The organism is Hufsiella ginkgonis (assembly GCF_009834915.1).
Lineage (GTDB): Bacteria > Bacteroidota > Bacteroidia > Sphingobacteriales > Sphingobacteriaceae > Hufsiella > Hufsiella ginkgonis.
On the sequence record NZ_WVHS01000001.1, the window covers coordinates 324,716 to 341,617 of the forward strand.

At 51.7% G+C, this 16,902-nt stretch carries 12 protein-coding genes; 9 read left to right on the top strand and 3 right to left on the bottom strand.

The window, feature by feature from the left end; genetic code table 11:
* The first annotated feature begins 23 nt into the window (after positions 1–23).
* The 6 genes from GS398_RS01340 (at position 24) to GS398_RS01365 (ending at position 7,100) form a co-directional block, all read left to right on the top strand.
* A complete protein-coding gene (locus GS398_RS01340) occupies positions 24–485 on the top strand; it encodes a DUF4268 domain-containing protein (RefSeq protein WP_160904942.1) in 462 nt (153 codons plus the stop codon).
* Positions 486–596: 111 nt separating this feature from the next.
* Positions 597–1,715 (top strand): hybrid sensor histidine kinase/response regulator, encoded by a 1,119-nt coding sequence (locus GS398_RS01345; RefSeq protein WP_160904943.1) that lies wholly within the window; start codon positions 597–599, stop codon positions 1,713–1,715.
* Between the two features lie 30 nt (positions 1,716–1,745).
* Positions 1,746–5,336, top strand: coding sequence for a response regulator (locus GS398_RS01350; protein ID WP_160904944.1), 3,591 nt, complete (start codon positions 1,746–1,748; stop codon positions 5,334–5,336).
* Positions 5,337–5,339: 3 nt separating this feature from the next.
* Positions 5,340–5,714 (top strand): response regulator, encoded by a 375-nt coding sequence (locus GS398_RS01355; protein ID WP_160904945.1) that lies wholly within the window; start codon positions 5,340–5,342, stop codon positions 5,712–5,714.
* A 13-nt stretch (positions 5,715–5,727) separates the two neighbouring features.
* Positions 5,728–6,549 carry a CheR family methyltransferase gene (locus GS398_RS01360; RefSeq protein WP_160904946.1) on the top strand — a complete coding sequence of 274 codons (822 nt, stop codon included), beginning with the start codon at positions 5,728–5,730 and terminating at the stop codon, positions 6,547–6,549.
* Complete coding sequence (locus GS398_RS01365) at positions 6,546–7,100, top strand: chemotaxis protein CheB (protein ID WP_160904947.1); 555 nt, start codon at positions 6,546–6,548, stop codon at positions 7,098–7,100. The genes GS398_RS01360 and GS398_RS01365 overlap by 4 nt, the downstream gene beginning before the upstream one ends.
* A 239-nt stretch (positions 7,101–7,339) precedes the next feature.
* On the opposite strand, the gene GS398_RS01370 is transcribed toward GS398_RS01365, so the two are convergent.
* The 3 genes from GS398_RS01370 to GS398_RS01380 are packed head-to-tail and all read right to left on the bottom strand — an operon-like array spanning position 7,340 to position 10,999.
* Positions 7,340–8,386, bottom strand: coding sequence for an asparaginase (locus tag GS398_RS01370; RefSeq protein ID WP_160904948.1), 1,047 nt, complete (start codon positions 8,384–8,386; stop codon positions 7,340–7,342).
* 43 nt (positions 8,387–8,429) lie between these two features.
* Positions 8,430–9,197 (bottom strand): TatD family hydrolase, encoded by a 768-nt coding sequence (locus tag GS398_RS01375; RefSeq protein ID WP_160904949.1) that lies wholly within the window; start codon positions 9,195–9,197, stop codon positions 8,430–8,432.
* Positions 9,194–10,999, bottom strand: a complete 1,806-nt coding sequence (locus tag GS398_RS01380; RefSeq protein WP_160904950.1) for a M61 family metallopeptidase — start codon at positions 10,997–10,999, stop codon at positions 9,194–9,196. The genes GS398_RS01375 and GS398_RS01380 overlap by 4 nt, the downstream gene beginning before the upstream one ends.
* Before the next feature lie 233 nt (positions 11,000–11,232).
* Between GS398_RS01380 and GS398_RS01385 the strand changes: the two genes are divergently transcribed.
* The 3 genes from GS398_RS01385 (at position 11,233) to GS398_RS01395 (ending at position 16,901) form a co-directional block, all read left to right on the top strand.
* On the top strand, positions 11,233–12,384 hold the full coding sequence (locus GS398_RS01385; RefSeq protein ID WP_160904951.1) for an efflux RND transporter periplasmic adaptor subunit: 1,152 nt from the start codon (positions 11,233–11,235) through the stop codon (positions 12,382–12,384).
* Between the two features lie 81 nt (positions 12,385–12,465).
* Positions 12,466–15,579: an efflux RND transporter permease subunit gene (locus GS398_RS01390; RefSeq protein ID WP_160904952.1), complete on the top strand. Its 3,114-nt coding sequence runs from the start codon at positions 12,466–12,468 to the stop codon at positions 15,577–15,579.
* A gap of 11 nt (positions 15,580–15,590) precedes the next feature.
* A complete protein-coding gene (locus GS398_RS01395) occupies positions 15,591–16,901 on the top strand; it encodes a TolC family protein (protein WP_160904953.1) in 1,311 nt (436 codons plus the stop codon).
* Position 16,902: the final 1 nt, after the last annotated feature.

Consider the following 16,902-nt stretch of genomic DNA (forward strand, 5'->3'; position numbering starts at 1 on the left):
ATAAAAGAATTTTTTGTGCTATTATGTATTCCAGGGAAGAAGCTTCGAAAATAAAACAGGCATTCTGGACGGCGTTCGGCCAGTACATCGCTCCGCAACCCTCCGCAGAAGGACTAAAAATAAACTGGATCAACTACAAAACCGGCATTAAACATATCTATTTTAAAATGGATGCGGACAACCGGCAAGCTTCCATCGCCATAACGCTTACCCATCCCGACGCCGGCATCCGGGAGCTGTTTTACGAACAGTTCGGGGAGCTGAAAAATATGCTCGCCGGTTACCTGCGGGAAGAATGGGACTGGGAATTACATGTTCCCGATGAAAACGGGCGCCTGGTGAGCCGCATCGGCAAAACCATCGATGGCGTAAACATCTTCCGCCAGGAGGATTGGCCCCAACTGATCTCCTTCCTGAAACCAAGGATCATTCTCCTCGATGAATTCTGGACAGACGCCCGGTACAGCTTCGATGCGCTTAACTAAAAAAATTAAACTTTTTAAAACTATCAAGAATATGTCTATGTTATGACCTGATTAGGAGAAGATCTCGATTAAACACATACATATCTGAACCATTGCCTCACTTGTCCACTGATGATTTTAATTGTTGATGATAAGCCCGAAAATATATTCTCGCTAAAAAAGATCCTCGAGCTAAATAATTTCCGTGTGGATACCGCCAACTCCGGCGAAGAGGCGCTCAAAAAGATCTTAAAAAATGCCTACGCGCTTATTATTCTCGACGTGCAAATGCCGGGAATGGATGGCTTTGAAGTGGCGGAAGCTATTTCAGGGTATAGCAAGGCAAAAGATATTCCCATTATTTTCTTATCGGCCATTAATACAGACAAGCGGTTTGTAACCAAGGGCTATGCGTCGGGAGGTCTCGATTATGTGACAAAACCCGTGGATCCCGATATCCTGCTGCTCAAGGTAAAGACTTTCTACCGGCTGTACGAGCAAACCATGGAGCTTACCCAGATCCAGGACACGTTGCGTGAAGAGATCGAGTTCAGGAAAGAAGCGGAGAAGAAAAAGGACGAATTTATTAGTATTGCCAGTCACGAGTTAAAAACGCCGCTTACCAGCATCAAGGCATATCTCCAGCTTTCTGAGCGTTCCATTCACGACGGGAACAGCGGCACCACCCGGCAATACCTGCAGCGCACCATGGTGCAGCTCGATAAACTGAACAACCTGATCGCCGATCTGCTGGACATTTCCAAGATCGAAAGCGGCAAGCTTAAATTCAACAAGAAACATTTCGACTTCGAACCGCTGCTCAACAGCGCGATCGATATTATCAGGCAAACCCATGATGGGGTACGGATCATCCTCACCGGAAAAGCCAACGTGCAGGTTTTCGGCGACGAGGTACGCATAGAACAAGTGCTGATCAACTACCTGACCAATGCGTTTAAATATTCGCCGGGCACCAAAGAAGTATATGTAGACGTTTCTACGTCGCCTGATAACCAGTTGGTAGTGAAAGTAAAAGATAATGGAATCGGCATCCCCGCCGAAAAACAAGCCGGGATTTTCGATAAGTTTTACCGGGTAGAGGAAACATCTCACCGTTTCCAGGGAATGGGCATCGGGCTGTATATTTGTGCGGAGATCCTCCGGCGCCATAACGGTACCTACCAGGTGGAAAGCGAAGAAGGCAAGGGCTCTACTTTCTCCTTCACGTTACCGATATCGGGCGTTTTATAATACTTTTCATTTTACCCCATTTTTTGGCCAATGAAATCAACCATTACACGCAATCTTCAGATCGGGTTCGGGCTTTCGTTATTGCTGCTTATCACCAGTTCGGTAGCCTCATACGTAAGTATTACTAACCTGTTGAAAAGTTCGCGCCTCGTAAACCATACCAACGAGGTGATCCAGGAACTGGAAAATGTGATCTCTACCTTAAAGGATGCAGAAACGGGGCAGCGGGGCTTCCTGCTTACCGGCGAACCGGAATTCCTCGAACCTTACAATGGCGCTTACGAAAAGGCCATCAGTTACCTGAACCGGGTAAAAACGCTCACTGTGGATAACCCCGACCAACAAAAGGGCTACCAGCAGCTGAATAACATCATCCTGAAACGCATCGTCAGGCTGAAAGAGAACATCGACCGGCGAAAGGCAGGCACCCCCATTGTCACTGCCGAGCTCCGCCAGGGGAAAATATATATGGACGATGCCCGGGAAGTAGTCAAACGGATGCAGGCCTCCGAGCAGCGGCTGCTGAATGACCGCACCGCAGACATGAAACAGTTCGCCGCGCTTACGCCGATGATGATCATAATGGCAGCTATTTTAGCCGTATTTATTACCATCTACTTCTATTTCAGGGTGATGGGCGACTTTAAACAACGGGTAAGATTACAATTGGCGCTTCAGGAAAAGGATGTAGAGATCAGTCACCGCATCAATATCATCCAGGGCATTGCCGAAAAAATCTCGGAAGGCGACTATAAAACCCGTGTTAACGACGACGAGAAAGACGGCTTGGGCAGCCTCGCGCTTTCGCTCAACAGGATGGCGGAATCGCTGGATTACTCATTTACACTTCTTTCTGACAAGGAATGGCTCCAAACCGGGATTGCCAAGCTAAACGAAACCATGGTTGGCGAAAAAGACATCGAAACACTGGCCAGCGACATTATGGATTCCGTAGCGTCTTACACCGAAAGCCAGGTGGGTACGCTTTACGTGATACAGAACCGCGATACCCTCAGGCTTGCCGGTTCTTATGCATTTGTTAATGACGGCACCCGGGAATCTATCCCGCTGGGACAAGGACTAGCGGGCCAGTGCGCCGCCAGCGAGAAAGAGATCCTGCTGACTGATATCCCGGCCGGGAGCATCTCCATCAGCTTCGCAGCCGTGGAGGTAAAACCAACCAACATGATCGCATTCCCGATCTACCACGAATCCTATATTAAAGGGGTGATCGAGCTTGGTTCCGTAGACGCCTTCACCGAAAGGGACCGCGAATATTTCCGCAGCATTTCCGCCAACGTCGGTGTGGCCATCCAGTCGGCGCAAAACCGCAGGCGGATGCAGGAGCTGCTGGAAGAAACGCAATCGCAGTCCGAAGAGCTCCAGGCGCAACACAGCGAGATGGAGAACATCAATACCGAGCTGGAGACCCAAACCCAAAAGCTCCAGGCCTCGGAAGAAGAGCTTCGCGTACAGCAGGAAGAACTGCTTCAGGCCAACCAGGAGCTGGAGGAACGCAGCCGTTTGCTCGAAGAAAAGAACCAGGTGATCGTAGAACGAAATCTCGACATCCAGCGCAAAGCGGAAGAACTGGAACTAAGCACCAAGTACAAATCAGAGTTCCTCGCCAATATGTCGCACGAGCTGCGCACGCCGCTTAATTCGATCCTGCTGCTTTCGCGCATGCTATCCGAAAACCAGGATGAAACGTTAAATGACGAGCAGGTAGAATCGGCCAGGGTGATCCAGAATTCCGGGAAAAGCCTTTTAAGCCTGATCGACGAGATCCTCGATCTTTCGAAGATCGAAGCCGGTAAAATGGACCTCGAGTATACCGAAGTTTCTGTAGAGGAAGTGGTACAGGACATGAAATCGCTCTTTGCGCCCATTGCCCGCGAGAAGAACCTCGAGCTGCTCCTCGAGCTCCCCGTGGGGCTGCCGGAAACATTCAGCACCGATAAATTGCGGTTAGAACAGATCCTGAAAAACTTGCTTTCGAATGCATTAAAATTCACCACCAAAGGAAGCGTAAGCCTGGAGATCCAAAGCCGCGAAAACGCCCCGGGGTGGATAGAGTTCGCGGTAAAAGACACCGGGCTTGGTATTCCAAAGGAAAAACAGGCCCTGATCTTCGAAGCCTTCCAACAGGCCGACGGATCCACCCGCCGCCAGTTCGGCGGTACAGGCCTCGGGCTTTCCATCAGCCGCGAGCTGGCCAAACTGCTCGGCGGGGAGATCCGGCTGAAAAGCGAACCCGGCGAAGGCAGCGAATTCACCGTTCGCATCCCGACGGCACGGCCGGATGAAGGTGCAGCACCAGGACCCGCTGAGCCGGAAATCTCGCAGGCAATGTCCGGTGAGGCGCAGCCGGTAACACGTTTCATCGCTACGGATATTCCGCAGGAGATACCCGACGACCGCAATGCGATCAACCGTACCGACCAGGTGATCCTGATCATCGAGGATGACACCATATTCGCAAAAGCGCTGCTGGATTACACGCATCAGCGCGGTTATAAAGGAGTGATCGCGGTGCGCGGCGACCAGGGATTGGAGATGGCCCAGCATTACAAACCGCTGGCGATCCTGCTGGACATCCAGCTGCCCGTAAAAGACGGATGGCAGGTAATGGAGGAGTTAAAAAGTAACCCGAAGACCAGGCATGTCCCCGTGCACATCATGTCGTCGATGGAAGTAAAAAAGGAAAGCATGGTAAAGGGCGCCGTCGACTTTATCAACAAACCCGTAGCGATCGAGCAAATGCAGCAGATCTTCCAGAAGCTGGAAGAAGCACTGAACAAAGGCCCGCGCAAAGTGCTCATCGTAGAAGAAAACCCGAAACACGCCAAGGCACTTGCCTACTTCCTCGAAACATTTAACATTAATGCCGAGATCAAAGGCAGTGTAAACGAGGGCGTGAACGCGCTGCAGACAAACGAGGTAGATTGCGTAATACTTGACATGGGCATCCCCGATCAGAATGCCTACGAAACGCTGGAAACCGTGAAAAAGAACCCCGGGCTGGAAGACCTGCCCATCATCATCTTCACCGGGAAAAACCTTTCGAAGGCAGAAGAGAACAAAATCAAGCAATATGCCGATTCGATCGTAGTAAAAACTGCACACTCTTACCAGCGTATCCTCGATGAGGTGGCGCTATTCCTTCACCTGCTCGAAGAAAATGTAAATACGAAAACAGCCGGCGGGATCAAAAAACCAGGCGGCCTGCATGATGTATTAAAAAACAAAACCGTGCTGATCGCCGATGACGACGTGCGGAATATCTTTTCGCTGACCAAAGCGCTGGAACAACATAAAATGAAAGTAGTGTCGGCAACAGACGGGAAAGAGGCGCTCCGGCAACTGGAGGCGCACCCGGAAGTAGATATAGTACTTATGGATATGATGATGCCTGAAATGGACGGTTATGAGTCGACCACCCAGATCAGGCAGCATCCCAGGTTCAAAAACATCCCGGTATTGGCGGTAACGGCCAAGGCCATGGTAGGTGATCGCGAAAAATGCATCCGTGCAGGTGCATCTGACTATATTTCGAAACCGGTAGATATCGACCAGCTGATCTCCCTGCTGCGCGTTTGGTTATACGATAAATCGCTTTAAGGGATGAGCCATAAGAAGAAGATTTTGATCATCGACGACGATGCAAGGAACATTTTCGCCCTGAGCATGGTGCTGCGCTCCAAGGGATTCGAATGCGTTTCGGCGCCGGGCGCACGCGAAGGACTGAACCTGCTGATCGTTACGCCGGATATTGGCATTGTTTTGATGGATATGATGATGCCGGAGATGGACGGTTACCAGGCCATGGCCGAGATGCGGAAAATGGACCGCATCGCCGACCTGCCCGTAATCGCCGTAACGGCACAGGCAATGACGGGCGACCGCGAAAAATGCCTCGATGCAGGTGCCTCAGGTTATATCTCGAAACCGGTAGATATCGACCAGCTGCTGGAACTGCTGCGGGCACACATGAAATAGATAACGAGAAGAGATGGATTTCCAGGCGGTTAACGACGATAACATATCTATATTACTGAATGACCTGCTGGAGATCTATGGGTACGACTTTAACGAATATTCCAAAGCCTCGTTAAAGCGGCGCATCAACCGGTTGTTTACGCTCGATAAATTTCCCAGCTTTGCCGAAATGCGCTATACCGTGCGCACCAACCCCGAATACCTGAAACGGTTTATCGAAGAGATCACGGTAAACGTGACCGAAATGTTCCGCGACCCTTCCTTTTACCGGGTATTGCGCGAAACGGTGCTTCCCACGTTGGGAACTTACCCGTTCATCCGGATCTGGCATGCGGGATGCTCTACCGGCGAAGAAGTATACTCGATGGCTATCCTTTTACAGGAAGCCAACCTGTTCCACAAGTCGCTGCTGTACGCCACCGATATTAACCCGGGTGTGCTCGAGAGGGCCAGCAAAGGCCTGTTCCCGCTTAGTCACATGAAAGGGCATTCGGAGAAATATATTCAATCGGGCGGAAAAAAGGACTTTTCAAGTTATTATTCCGCTAACTACGACCTGGCCAAGTTCAATTCGGAACTGAGCAGTAAGATGATCTTCTCAACCCATAACCTGGTTTCAGACCATTCCTTTAACGAGTTCCAGCTCATTATTTGCCGTAACGTGCTTATTTATTTCGACAAAGACCTGCAGGCAAAGGTATTCAAACTATTCGAGCAAAGCCTCGACAACCTGGGTTACCTGGCGTTAGGCTCGAAAGAGACCCTGCGTTTTTCGTCTGTGGCGCCTAACTTTAAACAGTTGGGAAAAGAAAAGATCTGGAGGAAAATGGCATGAGCGCAGCAAAAGGATTGGTCATCATCGGCGGCTCGGCAGGAAGCCTCGACGCCATCATCCAGTTGCTGGCGGGGTTAAAAAACAGGCATGTGCCACCCATCATCATAGTACTGCATCGCAAAACCGGCGACGACTCTACGCTCGCCGAGCTTCTCTCTATAAAAAGCCCCGTGCCGGTAAAGGAAGCCGACGAAAAAGACCCGATCCGCAGCGACACCATCTATATAGCGCCTGCAGACTACCACCTGCTGGTGGAACAGGACCATACGATCTCGCTGGATTACTCCGAAAAGATAAATTATAGCAGGCCAAGTATCGACATCTCGTTCCAGACAGCCGCCGAAGCCTATGGTAAGTCGCTCACCGCGATCCTGCTTTCCGGCGCCAACGCCGATGGCACCGAAGGCCTGAAAGCGGTAAAAGCCTGTGGCGGCCGGGTGATCATACAAAATCCCGCCACGGCGGAAGTCGCTTACATGCCTCAGCATGCCCTCGAAAAAGCAGGTGCAGACCTGGTGCTGAACGCAAATGAAATACCCATGGTTATATGAACGACCAGCAGCGCAGATCAATATATATCCCGGGCGTATTTGCCCGCAATCCATTCGCTGTAAGATTAAACGACACCCCGGCCTGTTTTCCGGCTACGCCCCGCGCACGCGCGGAAACTTCAGCTGATCGGCCCAGGAAGCGGGCGGGTAATGAAAAGCGGTAAATAATGCGACAGACGTAATAAAGGCCAGCTGCCTCATACGCATTCTCATGACGCTTTTACGGACGAAACCCGGTGTTAAAATACCGATTTTGACCAGGCCAGCGGGTTGGTCTTGCTCAGTTCGCCTCTCAGGTCTGTTTCGAGCAGCTGGACGATGCGACTGTCGCTCAGTCCGCGACCCAGCAGGAACATCAGTTTGGTTACCGCTGCTTCGTAAGTCATATCATAGCCGCTGGCAACGCCCATCGCTTTTAGTTCGCGGCTGGTTTCATACCGGCCAAGCTCTACGATACCCACTTTACATTGCGAAATATCGAGAACGATCTTGCGATTCTTGATCGCATCGCGAAGGCAGCTCAGGAACCATTCATCGGTAGTGGTGTTTCCCGCGCCGAACGTTTCCATAATGATGGCCTTCACATCAGAGTTCACGATCGCTTTCACCGCGCTTTCGCTGATCCCCGGGTAAAGTTTCAGCACGGCGATGGAGTTCACGAGCTTTTTGTGTAGCTTAAACACGTTCCCTTCCGCCTTGCGGATGTTCGCTTCGTTAAAACGCAGGTGGACGCCCGCTTCGGCCAGCACCGGGTAATTTGGCGAGCGGAATGCTTCGAACTTCGCGGAATTATATTTGAATGCCCGGTTCCCGCGAAAAAGCTGGGAGTCAAAATAGATGCATACTTCAGGCACCTTCGCCAGGCCGTTCTGTTTAGCGGAAGCGATTTCCAGGGCCGTGATCAGGTTTTCTTTGGCATCCGTACGGATCTGCCCGATAGGCAGCTGCGAGCCCGTAAACACTACGGGTTTGCTTAACCCTTCGAGCATAAAGCTGAGCGCCGATGCCGTAAAGGCCATGGTATCAGACCCATGGAGGATCACGAACCCATCGTATTCCTCGTATCCTTCTGCGATCTTTTCGGCCAGTTCCACCCAAATCCCGGGCTTCATGTTCGAGGAATCGATTATCGGCTGGAACGAATGTACCGTGATCTGGTATTTGAGGCGCTTAAGCTCGGGGACGTTATCTAAGATCTGGCTAAAATCCAGCGGCCTCAACACACCGGAACCAGCGTCGTTGATCATCCCAATGGTCCCGCCGGTATAGATAATCAGTATCTTCATTTATCAGCCTAATTTCGTTTTTTAAATTAAGAAACGATGGCGTTTATCTTAAAAATATATTTTTTGAATTTTCCGTGGTGATTCCGGCTATTTCCGCTATCGGCAGCTGCTTCAGGTCGGCTACTTTTTGCGCAATATGCAGGAGGTAACTGCTTTCGTTAGGCTTGCCCCGGAAGGGTACCGGGGTGAGGTAAGGGGAATCTGTTTCGAGCACGATCCTGTCCAGCGGAAGATCGGCTACCACCTTATCCAGCCCGGAGTTTTTATAGGTGACCACGCCGCCGATGCCCAGGTAGAACCCCAGCCGGATGATCTTCTCCGCCTGTTCTGCGGTGCCTGTAAAACAATGGAAGATCCCTTTTAATCTCTCATCGTGCTCATCGGCCAATACATCGAATACTTCATCGAACGCTTCGCGGCAATGGATCACGATCGGCAGGTCCCGCTGCTTCGCCCATTCGATCTGCTGCCGGAAAGCATCTACCTGGATCGCCAGGGTGGTTTTATCCCAATACAGGTCGATACCGATCTCGCCGACGGCATATACCTTATGTTTTGACAACGCGGCATAGATCACATCCAGCTCCGCCTGGTAATTTTCCTTGACGTCGCAAGGGTGCAAGCCAAGCATCGCGAAACAATTATCGGGATATTCTGCCGCCAGGCTCATTACCAGGGAGATGGACGACGAGTCTACATTTGGCAGGAAAAGGCGCGATACCCCATTTGCGATGGCGCGCTGAACCAGGGCCTCCCGTTTTACCGCGTCGGTTTCGTAGTACAGGTGAGTATGACTATCGGTTAGGATCATATATTCAGCCATTTTTTGCGCACAGCGGCTTGTGCCGGCGTAACAGATTCTTCCGCCAGCACCTTAAACTTGATGGTAGGATCGCCTTTGAGCGTTACTTTCAGGGTTTGCAGCAAGCCGTCGCGGTTAACCAGCACCGTGATCTTATCGCCTGGTTTCATAGACGCGATCGCCTTGTCTACTTCAGTAGCTTTACCTGTTTCCACAGCCACCGGGTTGATGCGCTGGTCGTTGATCGCCAGGATCTCATCGTTCACGTTAATGCCGTCGTCCCATCCCGCGCTTCCGCGGGCCACATTCGTTACGGTTGTTTTGCCATCCTTTAATGCGAGTGTAAGCCCCAGCACGGCGGTCGTTTTTGCCGCATCATCATAGATCATCTTCAACCCGGCATAGCCGAAATACTTGTTGTAATTGATCGGTTCCGTGCCGTTTACGTAGTCGTTATAGATCTCGTCTAACGATTTCCCGGCGATCTTCCCGGCCATTTCCCTGAACTCCGCATCGGTATAACCGCGCTTCAGCTTCTTGTAATACGTTTCATACATCGCACGCATCAGGTCGTCGAGCGATTTTTCGCCCTTCGTGGCATGCATGATCTCCAGGTTCATTACCGTAGCGATCAGCGCCCCTTTGTTATAGTACGAAATGGTGGTATTTTTTGAGTTCTCGTTGGGACGGTATTGCTTGGTCCAGGCATCATAACTCGCTTCGCTGGCCGATTGTATGCGGTTACCCGGCTGGTTTTCTACTATACCCACGTCCCCAAGTACGCCGGCCATGTAGGCTTCGGGGGTAGAAAACCCGGCACGAAATATCGAAAATTTGTCAAAGAACGAAGTAAATCCCTCGGCAATCCAAAGGTTGGTGGTATAGTTCTCGTTTTCATAATCGAACGGGCCCAACGCTTTGGGACGCAGCCGTTTCACGTTCCACAAATGAAAGTGCTCATGTGCTGCGAGCCGCAAAAATCCCACGTACCCGCTTTCGGTACCGTAGCTGTTGCGGGCCACGCCAAGCACGGTTGAGTTAAGGTGCTCTAACCCGCCGCTGCCGACCGCATAATTGTGTACGATGAACACATAACGTTTATTGGGATTTTCCCCGAAGATGGCAGTTTGTGTTTCAATCACCTTCGGCATGTCTTTCATTAGCCGTTGCTTGTCATAATTGGCCTGCCCGTACATTGCCATTTCGTAATTTACGCCGGCGGCGCTAAAGGAAAACACATCCTGGTTGCCAACCTCGATCGGCGAATCGAACAGGATATCGAAATCCGGTGCATAAAAGGTATTTTCCTGCCCGCTAACCGGTTCCAGGCCGGTCGAAATCTTTTTCCACCCGTTATAAGGTTGTATCTCCACGGTACACGGCTGTGCCAGCATCCCATCTGGGTACAGGAAAACCCCTGCCGGCGATAAGAACGCATGCGAAGCGTCCACAAAAGCGGTCCTCACCGAGATCTCGAAGGCATAAACACGATAGCTTACGGTAAAGTCGCCTTTATTCGCGTAAACGCGCCAGGTATTTTTGCGTACCCGCTCTACCGGGAGCTGCTTACCGGAAGCGGTTGCAGCGCTAAATCCCTCTACGTTCTTCGAGAATTCGCGCACGAGGTACGATCCTGGCGTCCAAACCGGCATCTTAAGGTCTACATAATCCTTCGCTATGCCGCTTATATTCATCTTTACCTCGGCATAATGAGCCTGCGGTTCGATAAATGATACTTCAAACCCGAGTTTAACGGCAGCTTCAGCATTGGTCATAAGAAATAACAGGATAAGTGTGAAGAATTTGTTCATCAGGCAAAATTAATAAAAGCCATAGGCCCCGCCAATTGTTTATTATCGATTGCATGAGGGTAAAATAGTTGATACATCCCCCTTACTTCAATCATATAAAAATAGATTTGCTGTTATTACATCATGATAAACGACCCGCTGACCAGGCGTAACCGGGGACATTTACCTGTAGCTCACAGATATTGTTCCTGCTTTCATTTTTCTTAATTTACACGCATTCCCTCTTATAAAATATGAAGACCAAATATATCGTTTACGCCATCCTGATCCTGTTAGTGGGCTCATTGGTTGCTTACAGGATCACCAAAAATAAAGCAGAAAAAGCCCAGGCAGGCGCTGGCCGGGGTGGCGCTGGCGGCGGCAAAGGAGGTCCCGGCGGGGCAGGTGCTCCCCCCATGCGCGTAGAAGGCATAGTTGTTACGCCGCGCGAATTTTCGAACTCGCTCTCCGTTTCCGGTTCGGTGCAGGCGAACGAGCAGGTGCAGATCAGGAGCGAAGTACCCGGGCTTGTGCGCGCTATCGGCTTTTCGGAAGGCTCGTCGGTAAGCAAAGGACAGGTGTTGCTGCGCATCGATGATTCGGAATTACGCGCCCAGCTCGCCCAGGCGCTTACAAAAGAAAAGCTTTCTGCAGAAAATGAGAACCGCGCAAAACAGCTGCTGGAAAAAGAAGCCATCAGCCGCGAAGAATATGAAACTTCGCTGGCCGACCTCCGTTCGCTGCAGGCGCAAACACAGCTGATCCGTGCACAGCTGGCCAAAACCCTGGTGCGCGCTCCTTTCAGCGGCAAGATCGGTCTCCGTTCTATCTCCGTAGGCGAATACCTTACCCCGACAACGGCAGTGGCTAACCTGGTAAATACCGACCCGGTGAAGATCCAGTTCTCAGTACCCGAAAAATATGCGGGTCAGCTGGATGTAAACTCGTCCATTTCGTTTTCTATCGCCGGCCTCCCGGGAAAGTATTCGGCCAGGATCTTCGCCATTGAACCGGGTATCGACGCCGGGTCGCGCACCCTGCAGCTTAAAGCGCGCGCCGCCAATCCTTCCGGGAAACTGCTTCCCGGTTCCTTTGCGAAGATCGATCTGCCGCTGGCAACCATTAAGGATGCCATCCTGATCCCCACGCAGGCGGTAGTACCCGTAATGAATGGCAAGAAGGTATACATCACCGAAGACGGGAAGGCCAAAGAGGTAATGATCGAAACTTCGGCACGTACGGAAAAAGACGTGCTGGTAACCTCAGGTTTAAAAGCAGGCGATACCGTATTAACCACGGGTATCATGGCCATGAAACCGGAAACCGCCGTAAAAGTAAAAACAGGCTCCGGTAAAGGAGACAAAGGAAAAGAAGGGGAAAGCAAAAAGCCGAAGGCTAAGAGCTAGCAACCGATATATGGGATTAACCAACGATAGCAGCGGTTACAGGGCCATTGGCCGGCGGCTGCCAGTTACCAGCAAAACAACATGAGTTTATCAACCACAAGTATAAAGCGTCCCGTTCTCACCATTGTGATGAACCTCGTGCTGATCCTCTTTGGCGTGATCGGTTTCACCTTTCTCGGGGTGCGCGAGTTCCCGTCCATCGACCCGCCGATCGTGTCGGTGCGTACCAGCTATTCGGGTGCGAATTCCGACATTATAGAGTCGCAGATCACCGAGCCGCTCGAAAAAGCGATCAATTCCATCGACGGGATCCGCAACATTTCGTCGTCAAGCAACCAGGGGTCGAGCGTGATCAACGTCGAGTTTAACCTTGATAAAAACCTGGAAGAGGCGGCCAACGATATCCGCGACAAAGTGTCGCAGGCCGCCCGCAGTCTTCCCCAGGATATCGACGCACCCCCGGTGATCTCCAAAGCCGATGCGGATTCGCAGCCGATCCTCACCCTGACCGCCAAAAGCGATACCCGCGACCTGCTGAACCTGAGCGATTTTGCCGACAATGTAATCGCGCAGCGCCTGCAAACCGTACCCGGGGTAAGCAGCGTGATGATCTACGGCCAAAAGAAATACGCCATGCGCCTGTGGATCGACCCGATGAAGTTATCCTCCTACGGCTTAACCACCGCAGATGTCAGAAATGCCCTGAACCGCGAAAACGTGGAGCTTCCTTCCGGGAAAGTAAGCGGCGACAATACAGAGCTCACCGTAAAAACGATCGGTAACCTGAGCACCCAGGAACAATTTAACGACCTGATCATTAAAACCGAGGGCAGCAACATTATCCGCTTCAGCGACATCGGCAGGGCCGAGTTCGGGCCGGAAAACCTCGAGACCAACCTCCGCGAGTCCGGACGCCCCATGGTAGGCATAGCCATTATCCCGCAGCCCGGCACCAATTACATGGATATTTCGAAAGCCGTGAACGAGCGCTTCAACCAGCTGGTGAGCGAGCTTCCCAAAGATATCAAGCTTACCATGGCGAGTGATAACACGCGCTTTATCAAGCAGTCGGTTACCGAAGTAGGCGAAACCATCCTGATCGCGCTGGTGTTGGTGATCCTGATCATTTACCTGTTTTTCAGGGACTGGGGGATCGCGTTCCGCCCGCTCATCGATATCCCCGTTTCGCTGGTCGCCACCTTCTTCGTGATGTACCTTTTCGGGTTTTCGGTAAACGTACTTACCCTGCTGGCCATCGTACTGGCCACGGGCCTGGTGGTTGACGACGGGATCGTGGTTACCGAGAACATCTTCAAAAAGGTGGAAGAAGGCATGTCGCCGATCGAGGCAGCTATAAAAGGCTCTAACGAGATCTTCGTAGCGGTAATTTCGATCTCCATCACGCTGGCCGCGGTGTTCCTCCCGGTGATCTTCCTGGAAGGGTTCGTAGGGCGGCTCTTCCGCGAATTCGGGGTGGTGATCGCTTCCGCGGTACTGATATCGGCCTTCGTCTCCCTAACGCTTACGCCGATGCTGAACGCTTACCTGATGAAAGCCGGGGGTCACAAAAAATCGAAGTTCTATGAAATGACGGAACCCTATTTCGAGAAGATGACCAGCGGTTACGCTGAATCGCTGAATTCTTTCATGAAGAAAAAATGGATCAGCTGGCCTATCGTGATCGTGTGCTTCGGATTGATCGCCCTGTTTTGGGTAGTCTTGCAAAAGGAGACAGCGCCGTACGACGACCGCAGCCAGATTAGCGCCACCATTACCGCACCGGAGGGCGCCTCCTTCGAGTATACCGACAACTTTATGCTCGAAATGGCCAAACTGGTAAACGATTCCATTCCCGAAAAACGATATAACCTGGTAATCACCGCTCCCGGCATGTCGGGGAACGGTTCGGTAAATACCGGCCGGCTTAACATCACCCTGTCTGAGCCGGGCGAAAGAAAACGCTCCCAAAAGGAGATTGCCGCGGCACTGACCAAAATGACGAAAAAATACTCCCAGGCACGCACGCTGGTGAGCGAGCAGCCCACCATCGCGGTGAACCGGAGGGGCGGGTTGCCGATCCAGTATATTATCCAGGCGCCGAATTTCCAGCAACTGCAGGAGAAACTTCCAAAGTTTATGGATGAAGCCGGCAGCGATCCTACGTTCTCGGCAGTAGACATGAACCTGAAATTCAACAAACCTGAAATCAACATTACCATCGACCGCGACAAAGCGCAGAGCCTTGGCGTTTCGGTATTGGATATTGCGCAAACCCTCCAGCTTTCGCTGAGTGGCGGCCGTTTCGCTTACTTTACCATGAATGGCCGGCAATATTCCGTGGTTGCGCAGTTTGATAAACATGACCGGGATGATCCGCTGGACCTTACCTCGGTATTTGTACGCAGCAGCACCGGGCAGCTGATACAGCTGGATAACGTGGTAGAGATGAAGGAAGAAAGCAGCCCGCCACAGTTATACCATAACAACCGGTTCCTTTCGGCCACGGTATCGGCAGGGCTCGCACCCGGCAAAACCATTGGCGACGGGATCGACGCCATGGACCGCATTGCGGAAAAAGTGCTCGACAAGAACTTCTCTACCGACCTGAGCGGCGAATCGCGCGACTTTAAGGAAAGCGGCTCCAACACCCTCTTCGCCTTCGGCCTGGCGCTGTTACTTGTGTACCTGATCCTGGCCGCCCAGTTCGAGAGCTTCGTGGATCCGCTCATTATCATTATTACTGTCCCCTTAGCGGTTGCGGGAGCTATGCTATCCCTCTGGTTATTCGGGCAAACATGGAATATTTTCAGCCAGATCGGTACGGTAATGCTGATCGGGCTGGTTACCAAGAACGGGATCCTGATCGTGGAATTTGCCAACCAGCTTAAAGAACAGGGGAAACCCATTAACGAGGCGATCGTTGAAGCAGCCGAAGCCCGTTTACGCCCGATCCTGATGACCAGTCTCGCCATCGCCCTGGGGGCTTTGCCCATCGCGTTAGCCTTGGGTGCGGCGGCAAAAAGCCGGATAGGCATGGGTGTGGTAATTGTGGGCGGAACCACCTTCTCGCTGGTGCTGACGTTGTTTATCATCCCGGCGATCTACTCCATGTGGTCGCGCCCGCATAAGGCCAACACCAGGTTGGATGAAGCACATAAAGTGAACGAGAAAGAATTGTTGGCAGCCGAAATCTAAAGAGATACCCGATGAACTATAAAATATTGCCGCTGATCGTTTTACTCACTTGCGGCTTTTCCACAGGCTACGCCCGGCAAACGCTTACCATCGAAGAGGCGATCAGGACGGCGCTTGACAAGAATTACGACATCAAGTTGTTTGCAAACGATGCAGCCGTCAGCAAAAACAACGTGAGCCGGGCGAATGCGGGAATGACACCCTCCATTAACGCCAGCCTGAGCACCAACAGCAACACACAGAACACCAGGCAGACACAATCTAACGGCGATGTGGTGACACGTACCGGTGCGCGCAACTCGAGCGTTAACTTCGGGCCTACGCTTAACTGGACGATCTTCGACGGATTTGGCATGTTTGCTACTTACGACCGGTTGAAAGAGCTCCAGAAACTGGGAGACACCAACCTGGAGAGCGCAGTGCTTACCACCGTGTTTAATGTAACCAATACGTATTACGATATCGTTCGCCAGCAAAAAGAGCTCGAAGCCTCAAAAACGGCACTTGAAATTTCGCGCCTGCGGCTCACCAACGCAAAGAACCGGTACGAGATCGGCCGTGCCGCAAAGCTTGAAGTGCTGGCCGCAACCGTCGATCTGAATACCGATACCACCAACCTGCTCCGCCAGCGCGACCTCCTGCGAAGCACCAAGATCACCCTTAACACCCTGATGAACAGGGACGTTAACACAGATTTTACGGCCACAGAAACCATCACCATCGACGAAAGCCTCCAGCAGGCCAGCCTGCTTACCGCGGCGCTTCAGCAAAATCCTTCGCTAAAAAGTGCGGTGGTAAACCGTCGCATTGCGGAATTAGCCCTTAAAGAAGTAAAAGCGAACCGCTACCCTACCGTGGGCGTAAATACCGGTTATAACTTCAGCCGAACGGAATCTGAACTCGGCTTTGCACGGCAATCGCGCGGACGCGGATTTAATTACGGGCTGACTGCCTCCGTGCCCATTTTTAATGGCGGCCTGCAAAAAAAGAACGAGAAAAATGCGGCTATCGAAATCAACAGCGCACAGCTTGAATACGAAAAACTGGAACTGACGGTACGGTCCAACCTCGCTTCGGCTTACCAAACTTACCTTACCAACCTCGAACTGGTTAAGCTGGAGGCGGCCAACCAGGCTGTGGCTAAACAAAACATGGACATTACGCTCGAAAAGTTCCGGTTGGGCAGCATTGCCCCGCTCGAGTTCAGGGAAGCACAACGTAACTATGTGGATGCTACCGTTCGTTATTCGGATGCCCAGTACCAGGCAAAACTGGCGGAGATCTCGTTAAAGGAGATCTCGGGAACACTGAACCTGAAATAAT

Bases quoted from the DNA above. Each gene is read 5' to 3' on its own strand.
- GS398_RS01350 (WP_160904944.1), top strand. From the start codon at position 1,746: ATGAAATCAACCATTACACGCAATCTTCAGATCGGGTTCGGGCTTTCG.
- GS398_RS01340 (WP_160904942.1), top strand. From the start codon at position 24: ATGTATTCCAGGGAAGAAGCTTCGAAAATAAAACAGGCATTCTGGACG.
- GS398_RS01355 (WP_160904945.1), top strand. From the start codon at position 5,340: ATGAGCCATAAGAAGAAGATTTTGATCATCGACGACGATGCAAGGAAC.
- GS398_RS01385 (WP_160904951.1), top strand. From the start codon at position 11,233: ATGAAGACCAAATATATCGTTTACGCCATCCTGATCCTGTTAGTGGGC.
- GS398_RS01345 (WP_160904943.1), top strand. From the start codon at position 597: ATGATTTTAATTGTTGATGATAAGCCCGAAAATATATTCTCGCTAAAA.
- GS398_RS01390 (WP_160904952.1), top strand. From the start codon at position 12,466: ATGAGTTTATCAACCACAAGTATAAAGCGTCCCGTTCTCACCATTGTG.
- GS398_RS01370 (WP_160904948.1), bottom strand. From the start codon at position 8,386: ATGAAGATACTGATTATCTATACCGGCGGGACCATTGGGATGATCAAC.
- GS398_RS01395 (WP_160904953.1), top strand. From the start codon at position 15,591: ATGAACTATAAAATATTGCCGCTGATCGTTTTACTCACTTGCGGCTTT.
- GS398_RS01360 (WP_160904946.1), top strand. From the start codon at position 5,728: ATGGATTTCCAGGCGGTTAACGACGATAACATATCTATATTACTGAAT.
- GS398_RS01375 (WP_160904949.1), bottom strand. From the start codon at position 9,197: ATGATCCTAACCGATAGTCATACTCACCTGTACTACGAAACCGACGCG.
- GS398_RS01365 (WP_160904947.1), top strand. From the start codon at position 6,546: ATGAGCGCAGCAAAAGGATTGGTCATCATCGGCGGCTCGGCAGGAAGC.
- GS398_RS01380 (WP_160904950.1), bottom strand. From the start codon at position 10,999: ATGAACAAATTCTTCACACTTATCCTGTTATTTCTTATGACCAATGCT.